Consider the following 12967-nt stretch of genomic DNA (forward strand, 5'->3'; position numbering starts at 1 on the left):
CAATCAACAAGTTAGGAAGAAAGCACCTAAAGGTTAGTCGGCAGCGCAAAGACTTCGCCATTAAGACGGCGCCCGGCGCGGTAAAATCTAACGATTTTGTAGCCTACGAAGACCTTCAAGTGCGTAATATGGTTAAAAACCATAAACTCGCTAAGTCGATTAGTGATGCTGCGTGGTCACAGTTCGCTCAATGGTTGGAGTATTTTGGAAAAGTGTACAGCAAAACAGTTATTGCTGTTCCGCCACAATACACATCTCAGAAATGTTCAAACTGTGGCGATATTGTTAAGAAAACTTTATCAACCAGAACGCATATTTGCGGTTGCGGAACGATACTAGATCGTGACCACAACGCTGGAATAAATATTTTAGCCAAGGGTTTGAAAGCCCGTGCAAAAATCAATTTAAATACGGTGGGGCACACCGGAATTCACGCTGGGAAACCGATCTCTACTCGCTGGTGGCGACAAAACAGAGATAAGTTCGACTGGTTGATCCAAGAATCCCCTCGCCTTAAGGCAGGGGAGTGTCAAATCAAAAAACAACCACAATTCAATTGGATGAATCAACTGTCGAGCCGAGTCTATCAAAACGCATTGATTGATTTGAAAGATGCGTTTAGTCGGTATCGCTCTGGCAAGTCAGGTCATCCCAGATTCAACCGTCGCAAAAACGGGCAATCGTTCACAGTAGATTCGTCAAACGGAAAAGTTTTACTGGCTGCTGGGAATACAATTAAAATTCCCACACTCGGAACATTCCGACTGCACGAACCGCTGGAATGTAGTGTGGTGTCCCAGACTTTCACCTTGTCGAAATCGGGAAGTCGCTGGTTCATATCCTTCTGTGTTGATGCCGAACGTTTACCCGGTCAGCAAGTTCAAGAATCCGTAGGAATTGATGTTGGAATTAAATCCTTTGCTACCCTCTCAAACGAGCAAGTATTTGATGCCCCAAAGCCGTTAAAGCAAGCGAAAACCAAGCTAGCCAGACTGCAACGCCAGGCTTCAAAGCAAGTGAAAGGTTCTAAAAACCAGCGCAAAACCTACAAAAAAATCAGTCGAATTAATTCACGAATATCTGCCATCCGCCAGGATTTCCTGCACGAGCTAACAACTTACTTAGCGAAAACTTTCCAACTAATTAAGATAGAAGACTTGAACGTGAAAGGGATGATGGCCAACCACAAACTTGCAGGTGCGATATCAGACTTGGGATTTTATGAATTTCAGCGTCAACTTGAATACAAATGTCAGATGTATGGCGCAAGTTTAGTATTGGTAGACCAATGGTTTCCGAGTTCTAAAAGTTGCTCCAACTGCGGACAAAAACAAGATATGCCACTGAATATTAGGACTTATGATTGCCCTGTTTGTGATAGGTCAATTGACCGCGACTTGAACGCCAGTTTAAATATTTTAAACTGGGAACCCTCGGCTTGAGGGGGATAGCCTACTTACCTTGGGATGGCCGACCGCCCAACAGCGTAGGAAATAAACACTAATTATTCAAAGGATAACTTTGGATAATTTTAGATGAGTTTTATGGAGCAGAAATGAAACACACTCTTTCGGTTTTAGTTGAAGATGAAGCGGGTGTCCTCACTCGAATAGCTGGTTTGTTTGCCCGTCGGGGTTTTAATATTGAAAGTCTGGCCGTCGGCCCGGCGGAGCAAGTGGGAGTGTCTCGGATTACGATGGTTGTACCGGGAGATGACAAGATTATCGAGCAGTTGACCAAGCAACTGTACAAGTTGATTAACGTGCTGAAAGTTCAGGATATAACGGAAATTCCCTGTGTGGAACGGGAGTTGATGTTGCTGAAAGTTAATGCTGCTAGCGGGACGCGATCGGAAATCATTGAGTTAGCTCAGATTTTTAGAGCGCGAGTGGTGGATATTGGTGATGACACCCTGACTTTGGAAGTTGTCGGAGATCCGGGTAAAATGGTGGCAATTGTCCAGGTTCTGAATAGATTTGGGATTAAGGAAATTGCCCGGACTGGAAAACTTGCCATGACGCGGGAGTCGGGGGTAAATACCGAGTTTCTTAAGTCTTTGGAAGCAAAAGTTTGAGTCATTAGTCATTAGTTATTAGTTATTAGTTATTAGTTATTAATTATTAGTCTTGTTTCCTGGCTCTGCCGGGGAAATACCCGGAGGCTCTGCCTCCAATTCCCAATTCCCCATTCCCAATTCCCCATTCCCCATTCCCCATTCCCATAAAAATGGTTCACTTTAACGTCGGCTTTCAAGACTTTAACTCCTTCGCAGACATTACCCTATCCCTGGCGACAACATTAGACAAAATGGGAATACCTATTTCAGTCGAACCATCGCCCATCGCCTCTCACATCACCCGCAATTCCACAGCAGAAGAAAACCACCTGCTAGCAAAGTGGATGAACACCGCACCATCAGATTTATTTCAAATCAAATGGTCTCATTACTGGAAACCTTATTTTCTCAAAGAACTCAAAGGACATCTCAATCTAGAATTTTTTGCCATCAATTACGAATTCACCAGAAACGATGATAATTATGATTACTGGATTTACGATGCCGTCAATAATTCATCCCACATACTAGCAGTAAGCGAATATTCTAAAAACGTTTTAATCAAAGCTGGCTGTCGCGCCCAAAAAGTCTCAGTCGTGCCTCTAGGTTTCAATCCTTTAATCTCGCAACTTTATTCTTCCCAACCGCATAAAACTAAAAAAGATATAAAATCTATTCTGCACATGACCAATTCTTATGACTTTTATAGATTTGGCACCGACCTCGCCATTCAAGCATTTTATCAAGAGTTTAAAAACGATCCTAACGTAGAGTTAATTATCAAAGATGGCGGCAAAAATCCTGATATCATAGTGGAACATCTTGTAAATATTGAAAAGCAATTCGGCAAGTCACAGTCAAAAATTCAAATCCGACCTAAATTTTTTAGTAAAGCAGAACTAGCTGATTTATACTTATCAGCAGATGCTTTTTTAGCTCCGTTTCGCGGCGAAGGTTTTGCGATTAAAATTTTGGATGCCTTTGCTGCAGGTTTACCCGTCGCCATGACAATGTACGGCGGCCCGACTGAGTACGCCAATACCGCTAACTGCTATCCCATTGCTTGCGATCTAATTCCCGTAGGAGAGTGTTACGATACTCAGTATATGAAAATCCGAAATTCTCCTCATTGGGCAGAACCAAACCTTCAGTCTGTGCGCCAGCAGTTGCGAAAAATTGTCGAAGACCCGATGCGCTTTCAGGTAGCTCAAAAAGCTAGAGAGACGGCCGATTTATTTAGTTGGGAAGCGGCGGGCAAAAAATTGCTAAAATTAATGCGAGAGTTGTTTTAGGAGCGGAAATTATGGGACTCGAACGCAAAATGTTTAGGGGAATGTTTTCACCTAGCGAAGTGGTACAATTAAAACAGCCTTGTTTTACTCCAGGGCGGTTGTTTGAACCCGGACAATATAACGCTGACGATTTGCCGGATATCGCTTTTGATATGGGTTTGGTAGACCATTTACCTGCAGTCAAAGCCAAGAGTTCAGAAAATCTCAACCCCCAGAACCCACAAGATTAAAAATTCGACAAATAATACCAAGTCCGGTTGCACCTGCAGGATTCAACCGCTTTCGTCGCTTTAGGCTTTCGCCGCGCGTCAGCGCTCTTATCGCAAAGGAAGAGAGAGATGAATAATTTCGAGGAAGAAAGGATTTGATTTAAGCCTTCGTTCGCAGTAAGGACTTCAGTCCTGAAAACCCCGTTCGACGGTTCATACTTCAGTCCTGAAAATTCAAATAATCAAAGACTCAAGTCCTGACTGCAAAAAATATCGAGCCAATTCAACCTTTTTGCTCAATCTGGGCAATTAACTCCTTCAAAACCTTACTAGCTTTATCGTTTTCAATCTGACAAGTTCCGGCGTTCTGATGGCCGCCGCCACCATATCTTAACATTAACTCCCCAATATTAGTTTTAGAAGTTTTGTTAAAGATTGACTTGCCAACTGCGAAAACAGTATTTTGTTGTTTCAGCCCCCAAAGTGCGTGAATCGAGATATTGCACTCTGGAAACAAAGCATAAAGTACAAAACGATTTCCGGCATAAATTACATCTTCGTTCCGCAAATCCAAAACAACTAATTTCTCATAAACTTTGGCGCAGCGCTGTATTTGATCTTGAAATTTTTCTGATTGCTCGAAGTAAAGGTCTACTCTTTCTTTGACATCAGGAAGCTGCAAGATTTCGTCGATATTGTGATGTTTGCAGTAGTCGATTAACTGCATCATTAACTGATAGTTGGAAACTGTAAATTCTTTAAACCGGCCCAACCCGGTTCGAGCATCCATTAAGAAGTTTAACAGCACCCATTTTTCGGGATGCAAAACTTCTTCTTTGGAAAATTGAGCGGAATCTGATTTGTCAACTGCCACCATCATTTCCTCGGAAATATCGGGAAACTTGGCTTTGCTTCCATAATATTTGTACAGCACTCTAGCTGCTGAATCTGCATAGGGGTCGATGATGTGATTGATTTTGATTTTTTCGTGTCTGAGAGTTTCGCTGAAGTGGTGGTCGAAGGCGAGATGAACTCCTTCAACATAGGGTAAGTTGGTGCTAATATCGTTATTTGTTATTTCGATTTTTCCATCCTGCATATCTTTAGGATGCACGAATTTAATCTCGTCGATTAAATCTAGTTCTTTGAGCAAAACGGCACAGACAAGACCGTCAAAATCGCTGCGGGTGACTAATCTGTATTTTTTAGTGAGTGGCATATGCTTGTGTGATAGGCAGTGACTGATTATAAGACAATATAACTTATTACTCGATCGCCGGACAATATGAACGCAGACCCTTACGCTTGGATAGAGAAATCCCTGGACACTGTTCGCCGTGCCGATTGGTATCGATCGCCCCAATCGATCGAAAGTTGCCCCGGCCCTGCGGTAAAATTAGGAAACCGCCGGCTGATTAACTTTGCCAGCAACGATTATCTAGGGCTGGCGGGCGATGACAGGTTAATTCAAGCGGCTGTTGCTGCAACAAAGGAATTTGGTACGGGCGCGACGGGTTCGAGGTTGCTCAGCGGACACCGCGATTTGCACCGACAGCTAGAACAGGCTATAGCTAATTTAAAACAAACCGAAGACGCTTTGGTGTTCAGTTCGGGATATTTAGCAAATTTAGGGGCGATCGCCTCAATTGTCGGCAAGCGCGATTTGATATTATCTGACAAGTACAACCATTCGAGCCTCAAAAACGGAGCAGCGCTCAGCGGTGCAACAGTGCTAGAGTACGATCGCTGCCATCTTGAGGATTTAAAAGCCAAGCTAGAGCAAAATCGGGCAAAATACCGCAAGTGTTTAATTATTACCGATAGCGTCTTTAGCATGGATGGAGACTTGTGCCCGCTGCCGCAGTTGCTAGCTTTGGCGGAACAATTTAACTGCATGGTATTAGTAGATGAAGCTCACGCTACAGGAGTTTTCGGTGCTAGCGGTGGCGGTTGCGCGGAACATTTCGGATGTACGGGATTGCCGCTAATCCAAGTTGGCACGCTAAGCAAAGCTTTGGGAAGTTTGGGCGGCTACGTTGCGGGCTCTGCTGATTTAATTGATTTTCTCCGCAATCGAGCTGCGACTTGGATTTATACTACCGGATTAACCCCGGCTGACACGGCGGCAGCTTTGGAAGCTGTGAGAATTGTACAGCAAGAACCAGAACGCCGATCGCGCTTGCAACAAAATATCGAAACTTTTAAATATTGTGCTACCAATCGCCAATTACCAATTAACAATTCCCTCTCCCCAATTTTCAGTTTGCCCTTAAAAGATGCAGCCACAGCTTTAACAGCGGGCAGCAAACTCAAGGAAATGGGTATTTTTGCTCCGGCGATTCGGCCTCCGACTGTCAGTGTCAGCCGAATTCGGATTTCGCTGATGGCAACTCACGAGCTCGCACACTTGCAGCAGTTGGTAGAGGCGCTGGGGCAAGTTTTGAGTTTTGACTCAATGTAGGGCGCGCGCCACCGCGCACCGCTTGAGTAAATCAGGGCTTACGCACTCCCGCTCAAGAAACCGGGTTTTTGGAAAAAATACACCGGTTGCAGCCAGCAAGTGCGGAATTATATTGTTTGCGGGCAGGCAAGATGCCTGCCCCACAGGAATTTTGCAGCTCGGCTGTGTCCCTACAGATGCCGCTCTTTAAATAAATTATGGGAATTGTCAAGATATCGCTATTGACTTATGCAAAATAGCTTATACTGTTGTGGTCGATCGCTCGTAAATGTAAACTTTTTGTAAATTTAGATACTTTTTGCAATTTCGCGCTATATACTAGAAATAGTCGGTACACCAAATTAAATATAAGGAATGTCCACCATGAACACAAATCGCAAAAACGTAAGAAAAGTAGCTGAAACTCACCGCGATAACATTCACAAGCAACTGATGCACCGCATCGAAGTTGCTAGAGCCAGTGGCAATCAAGATTTGGTTCGGGTGCTGGAAGAGGAAATGAAACAGTTGTAAGAAGCTGTCACTAGAATATTGTTTGCAGTCTGGTTTAGAGGGTTGTGCGAGAAATGCAGAATTCCCGCAACCGCTATTCGTTAAATTTTCACTCCTCTATTAGTTGATAGAAAAAACCCGGTTTCTTGATGAAACCGGGTTTTTTATGGAACTTTTGGGTGGGGAATACGCACCTGACTGGGATAAAAACAAATACGGTTTAGTTAAGCCCGGAGATCCCCCCTAACCCCCCTTAAGAAGGGGGGGACAAGAATCCGATCAAAGTCCCCCTTCTTAAGGGGGATTTAGGGGGATCTCCGGGGTATAAATAGTGTTAAGTGAACCGTATTGACTAAGAAGTAAGGATTTTTGCGGACTAAAGTCCTCACTACGAACTGCGGACTGAAGTCCGCACTACGAACTGTATTATCTTCCTCCGACTACAACATTTTTAATTCGCAGGTGGGGGCCGCCGACGCTGACGGGTAAACCGCCTTGGCCGCCTTTTCCGCAGCCGCCGTAGGCATAAACTGAGTCGTTGCCGATCGACTCAATATCCTTTAAAGTCTGAAATACATTGCCGCTTAAAGTGACATCGCTCACCGGTTCGGCCAATTTGCCGTCGCGAATCATGAAGCCTTGGGCTGCGGCAAAGGTAAACATTTCGCCGTTGGTTTGTCCTCCCAACATCCGCACTGCATACACTCCTTCCTCAATGTCGCCCACCATTTCGTCAAAAGAATGTGCGCCAGATTCGATCGCCGTATTAGTCATCCGCACCAACGGCATAAAAGTAGCGCTCAGAGCCCTGGCATTTCCCGTCGGAGCTTCGCCCATTTTGCCCGCAGTCTCGCGATTGTGCATCCTCGCTGCTAAAACTCCATTTTTGATTAAATGCTTGCACTGAGCGGGCACGCCTTCGTCGTCGTATTTGAGAGTTCCCGGCAGTCCCGGCAAGGTTGCGTCGTCAATTACGTTCAATTGTTCGATCGCCACAGGCTTGCCCAAAGTCAACAATTCCTGCATTTTCGGGTTTTCGTAAATGCCGTCAGCTTCCGATAAATGGCCGAAAGCTTCGTGAATAAATACCCCTGACAAATAAGGGTCTAAAATCACTGGATACTGGCCGCCTTTTACCGATTTTGCTTCAAGTTGACCGACAGCTCGAACAGCGGCATCCTTAACACGATCTTCGATATTTGTCAAGACATTGTAATCCGATCGCGAGTGAATCGATTCAAACCCTTGACGGACGACACCATCTTCATTGCGGGCGATCGCCCCGAAACGCCCCGTCACGTCCAAGCGCTCCTGAGCAATGCAAGTGCCTTGAGAATTCACAAAATAAGTAATCCCAAATCTGTCGCTGTAACCGGCCATTGTCGTCTGAATTCGCGGGTCGTAATCTAACAGCAACTGGTTGTAAGATTCGAGCAGTTGGCGTTTTTCTGCTAAAGTAATAGAGCGCGGGTCGCGGCCCAATTCTACCGCTACATAATCTTGAATCGGGGTGACATCTGCTAGTACAGTTTTTTCGCTACCAACTAAACGAGACTGAACGACAGCTTCTTCAATTCGGGATTTTAACTCAGCTAAACCGTTAAAAGTTACAAAACTCCAGCCGCCTTTGTGACAGGCGCGGATGCCGCCTGCGAGACTGAAACTGCGGTTGACTGCATCTAACCCAGGGCCCCGAAAACTAATCGCCGTTGACTCGCTTTTTTCGAGGCGAACTTCTAAATAATCTACTCGATCGCGGTAAGGTGCGATCGCTTCCATCAACTGTTCCTGCATCAAATTGCCCCTATGAAGATTTACGCCCAGCGCTGACAAAAATTATTGCTAACTCCATTTTAACCAATAAATCCCGTCTTTCGGGTGCGCGAGTCCGAACGGGGAGAGGGAGAGTCTGGGCTGTTTCATTCTAGAAAAAATCAGGGTTTTGTCTTGTAGGGGTAGTGCCCCCGTGCCTACCCCTCCACTCTTGCCAAAAGCCCGGTATCCCGGAAATATTGCATCTGCCTAGAAAAATAGAATTAAAATAAATCTATCTAAAGACGTAAAAATATACTTCAACCGCCTGCAAATGGAATACTTTAAGATTAAAAAATTTCAAATTTCACCCTATTTAGCAGCAATTGCCACATCAGTAGCAATTTGGGTCGGAGTTGGCACTTTAGATCGATCGGAACAACAGCGATTTTTGCAGTACAAACGCGCTAGCACGATCGATCGGCTCAGCACAGTCCGTTCTAAGCTGGAAGGGTCTTTGAATTCCCGGCTGTTTTTGATGCGGGGTTTGGTGGCTTACGTTTCCAACAACCCAAACATCACCGAAGCTGAGTTTGCAGCGATGGCGAGAATTCTCATGGCACAGCAAAGGGGAATTCGCAGCCTAGGTTTAGTTAAAGGCACAACCATTGCTTATATGTATCCGCTTCAAGGCAATGAACAGGCGATCGGGGTTGAGTTGACAACGGTACCCCAACAGCGCCAAATGGTCGAAGAGGCGATCGCCAGTAGAAAAACTGTGCTTGCCGGGCCAGTGAAATTATTGGCGGGGAATTTGGGGTTCATCGGTCGATCGCCCATTTTTCTCACACCCCCCGGCGCAGAACTCGAAACAGGGGTTTTTTGGGGCTTGATAGGGGTTCTCATCGACCAACACGATCTCTTGCAGGAAGCGGGACTCAATGATTCCTCGGCAAACCTGCAATACGCTGTGCGCGGCAAAGACGGCAAAGGAGCGATCGGGGACGTGTTTTTCGGCGACAAGTCGATTTTTCAGAACAATCCCGCACTTCTGGAAATCACTTTGCCCAACGGTTCCTGGCAGTTGGCAGCAATTCCGGCGGGGGGATGGCGGCAGAATTCGCCGCTGCGGGGGTGGTTGCTGTTTGGCGGTGGCTGGCTGGCTGTTTTCAGCGGGGCAGTAACCTTTAGCTGGGTGTACGGGCAGGAGAAATTGCGCGCCAGCGAAGCTAAGTACCGGCAGTTGGTGGAGAATGCTAACAGCATCATTGTGAAGTTAGACAGTGAGGGCAAAATTACTTTTTTTAATGAGTTTGCAGAAAATTTTTTCGGGTATTTAGAAGCCGAAATAATTGGCAAAAGCCCGATCGGCACAATTGTAGATCCGGCCGATTTGTCAGAAAATCATTTAGCCCTAATAATTCGAGACTGCGCGGCACAGCCGGACAAATACTTCCAAAACGAAAATCAAAACATCCGCCGCAGCGGGGGAAAAGTGTGGGTAGCTTGGACAAACACACCTTTGCTCGATGCGAAAGGGCGATCGATCGGGCTGCTGTCGGTGGGTACAGATATTAGCGATCGCAAAAAAGCTGAAATCGCCCTGCAAGCTTCTGAGTCAGAATTGCGAGCTTTATTCCTTGCCATGAACGACGTAATTTTTGTCATTGATATTGAGGGACGTTATCTAAAAATTGCCCCCACAAATCCCGAACTTTTATACAAACCGTCGCCGGAACTTATAGACAAAACTCTGCACGATATCCTGCCACCAGAAACAGCAGATTTTTTCCTCAGTCAAATTCAACTTGTCGCCGACACAAAACAGACCCGTTCCATAGAATACAGCCTGCAACTCAACCACCAAGAAGTTTGGTTTGTCGCTAACATTTCTCCAATGCAGGAAAACACTTTTATTTGGATGGCCCGCGACATTACTCAGCGCAAACAAGCTGAAAAATGGTTGAACGCTCAAAAACAAATTTTAGAAATGATTGCTAAGAGCGCTCCTCTCGGCGATACTTTAAATAGTTTAATTGAAATTGTCGAACAGCAATCGAGAGATGTCATGGGTTCGATTTTGCTGTTAGATAAAGACGGTCAACATTTGCTGCACGCAGCAGGGCAGAGTTTGCCCGACAGTTACAGTGCTGCTATTAATGGAGTAGCCGTCGGCCCGAATGTCGGTTCCTGCGGCACTGCTGTCTACCGCCGCGAACAAGTAATCGTGACAGATATTGCCAGCGATCCTTTGTGGGAAAATTATCGAGATTTAGCCTTGAGTTTTGGACTGAGAGCTTGCTGGTCAACTCCGATTTTTTCATCTGAGGGTCAAGTTTTGGGAACTTTTGCCCTGTATTACGGCCAACCGCGCACTCCCCAAGATTTTGAGCTGCAATCGATCGAAGCTGTCAGGAATTTAGCAGGAATTGCGATCGAGCGCAAACAGGCAGAAGAAAGTCTCAAACACCTCAATCAAGAACTAGAAAATATAGTCAAACAACGCACAGCTCAATTGATGCAAAGTGAAGAGCGCTGGCAGTTAGCGCTCAAAGGCAACAATGACGGCATTTGGGATTGGAACTTGCAAACAGGAGAAATATTCCTGTCCCATCGATTTAAAGAAATCACCGGATACCAACACAGACCAGAACTCGATCACTTTGACGAATGGAACAGGGGCACGCATCCCGACGATTTAGCCTTAGTAATGCAAGCTTTCCAAGACCATTTAGATAGAAAAACGCCCCACTACATCGTCGAATACCGCTTGTGGTGCTACAACAGCTCCTACAAATGGATACTCAGTCGCGGACAAGCTTTGTGGGACGAAAATGAAAAAGCAGTCCGCATTGTGGGTTCAATTACTGACATTACGGAGCGCAAACAAGCAGAGGAAGCACTGCGTTTGAGCGAGGCAAAATTCCAAAAGCTGTCGGCTAATTTGCCTGGAATGATTTATCAATGTTTGCTGCGTCCGGATGGCTCTGTGAGTTTCCCTTACCTGAGTCTTGCTTCCGGAGAAATGTTTGAGTTAGAATCCGAAGCTGTGATGCAAAATGCGGCTTTGCTAATAGATTTGGTTCATCCCGACGACAGCCAAAATTATTACGAATCTATTGGTGTTTCAGCGCAAAATTTGCAACCTTGGCAGTGGGAAGGACGGCTGGTGCTGCCTTCTGGGAAAATTCGCTGGTTTCAGGTAATTGCGCGTCCTGAAGCTAAAGAAAACGGCGATCTTCTTTGGGACGGCATCACTATTGATGTGACGGAGCGCAAACAAGCCGAGTTAGCTTTGCAAGAAAGCCAGCAGTTCGTTCAAAAAATCGCCGATGCTAGTCCCGGTATTTTGTATCTCTACGACTTAGAAGAACAGCGAAATATCTACATTAATTCTTCGGTGGGTAAGGTTTTAAGCTATAGTTTTGACGAGATTGCAGCGATGGGTTCGTCAGTGATTCCTCAGTTAGTACACCCTGAAGATTTGCCTGAAGTCGTGAAACATCACGCGAGCTTGGTAGAAGTTGAAGATGGCGAAATTAGGGAAATTGAGTACCGGATGCGGGCCGGAACAGGTCAATTTTTGTGGATGCAAACTCGGGATACTATTTTTAGCAGGAATGCTGAGGGTCAGCCCCAAGTAATAATTGGATTTGCCCTGGATATTACGACTCGCAAACAAGCAGAGGAAGCTCTGCGACAAAGCGAGGCGCGAGAAAGAGAAAGAGCCGGAGAGTTGGAGTCAGCGCTGCAGTCATTGCGCTCTACTCAAGCTCAGCTCGTTCAAACTGAAAAAATGTCTTCTTTGGGGCAGTTGGTTGCCGGCATCGCTCACGAAATTAATAATCCGGTTAATTTCATTCACGCTAATATTAATTATCTCAAAGAGTATACGCAACAGTTGCTCGGTTTGGTGACTCTTTACGAACAGGAGTATCCGGAACCTAATGCAAAAATTGTCGATCGCATTCAAGAGATAGATTTGGACTTCATGGCAGAAGATTTAAGAAAACTTGTGGGTTCGATGCAGGTGGGAACCGAGCGGATTCGGCAAATTGTTTTGTCGCTCAGAAATTTCTCGCGGCTGGACGAATCGGCAATGAAGCCTGTGGATATTCACGCGGGAATTGATAGCACTTTGTTGATTTTGCAGCACCGTTTGAAGAGTCACGACAGGCGTGCGGAAATTGAAGTAATTAAGGAGTTCGGCAAACTGCCGCTTGTGGAGTGCTACGCGAGCCAACTAAATCAGGTGTTTATGAATATTATTGCTAATGGAATTGATGCGATTGAGGAACGCTACGGTAAGTTGTCGGTTTCTGAAGCAGAGCAAAATCCCGGCAGGATTGCTATTTGCACTGGTGTCACGCCGCAAAACACTGTGATGGTGGAAATTTCGGATAACGGTACGGGCATTCCCGATGAGATAGTCGATCGCATTTTTAACCCGTTTTTTACGACAAAAGCTGTGGGGAAAGGTACGGGGTTGGGAATGTCGATCGCCCATTCGATTGTGGTAGAAAAGCACAAGGGGAAGATTGAGTGTATTTCCCAAATGGGACGGGGAACGACTTTTAAGATTGAAATTCCGATCGGCAAAACCTAAATTCCGATCGGCAAATTTAGGCAATTCCAGCCAGCGGTAAGGATCGTGAATTAAATAATTTAGACAAGTTTGTGGGATGGGCGTCCCGCCCGTCCTTTC

The 12967-nt window shown here is 45.6% G+C and carries 9 protein-coding genes; 7 read left to right on the forward strand and 2 right to left on the reverse strand.

Going from position 1 to position 12967, the window contains the following annotated elements; all coding sequences use genetic code 11:
* From WBA89_RS08445 to WBA89_RS08460, 4 genes are all read left to right on the forward strand, one after another.
* Positions 1 to 1442: RNA-guided endonuclease InsQ/TnpB family protein (locus WBA89_RS08445; protein WP_424405564.1), on the forward strand; the 1442-nt coding region annotated here is incomplete at its 5' end.
* A 113-nt stretch (positions 1443 to 1555) separates the two neighbouring features.
* A complete protein-coding gene (gene ilvN, locus WBA89_RS08450; RefSeq protein ID WP_424405566.1) occupies positions 1556 to 2074 on the forward strand; it encodes an acetolactate synthase small subunit in 519 nt (172 codons plus the stop codon).
* A 152-nt stretch (positions 2075 to 2226) separates the two neighbouring features.
* Complete coding sequence (locus tag WBA89_RS08455; RefSeq protein WP_424405568.1) at positions 2227 to 3348, forward strand: glycosyltransferase family 4 protein; 1122 nt, start codon at positions 2227 to 2229, stop codon at positions 3346 to 3348.
* A gap of 11 nt (positions 3349 to 3359) precedes the next feature.
* A complete protein-coding gene (locus tag WBA89_RS08460) occupies positions 3360 to 3578 on the forward strand; it encodes a hypothetical protein (RefSeq protein ID WP_424405570.1) in 219 nt (72 codons plus the stop codon).
* A 262-nt stretch (positions 3579 to 3840) separates the two neighbouring features.
* On the opposite strand, the gene WBA89_RS08465 is transcribed toward WBA89_RS08460, so the two are convergent.
* Positions 3841 to 4776, reverse strand: a complete 936-nt coding sequence (locus tag WBA89_RS08465) for an exopolyphosphatase (RefSeq protein ID WP_424405572.1) — start codon at positions 4774 to 4776, stop codon at positions 3841 to 3843.
* A 66-nt stretch (positions 4777 to 4842) separates the two neighbouring features.
* Here WBA89_RS08465 and bioF point away from each other — a divergent pair, with 66 nt between their 5' ends.
* On the forward strand, positions 4843 to 6018 hold the full coding sequence (bioF, locus tag WBA89_RS08470; RefSeq protein ID WP_424405574.1) for an 8-amino-7-oxononanoate synthase: 1176 nt from the start codon (positions 4843 to 4845) through the stop codon (positions 6016 to 6018).
* Positions 6019 to 6381: 363 nt separating this feature from the next.
* Complete coding sequence (locus WBA89_RS08475) at positions 6382 to 6531, forward strand: hypothetical protein (protein ID WP_424405576.1); 150 nt, start codon at positions 6382 to 6384, stop codon at positions 6529 to 6531.
* A gap of 405 nt (positions 6532 to 6936) precedes the next feature.
* Here WBA89_RS08475 and WBA89_RS08480 read toward each other — a convergent pair whose 3' ends face one another.
* On the reverse strand, positions 6937 to 8304 hold the full coding sequence (locus WBA89_RS08480) for a TldD/PmbA family protein (RefSeq protein ID WP_424405580.1): 1368 nt from the start codon (positions 8302 to 8304) through the stop codon (positions 6937 to 6939).
* Between the two features lie 292 nt (positions 8305 to 8596).
* On the opposite strand from WBA89_RS08480, the gene WBA89_RS08485 reads away from it, so the two are divergent.
* Entirely contained in the window at positions 8597 to 12868 is a 4272-nt protein-coding gene (locus tag WBA89_RS08485; protein ID WP_424405578.1) for a PAS domain S-box protein, read from the forward strand.
* Positions 12869 to 12967: the final 99 nt, after the last annotated feature.

The organism is Microcoleus sp., from assembly GCF_049646505.1.
Lineage (GTDB): Bacteria > Cyanobacteriota > Cyanobacteriia > Cyanobacteriales > Microcoleaceae > Microcoleus.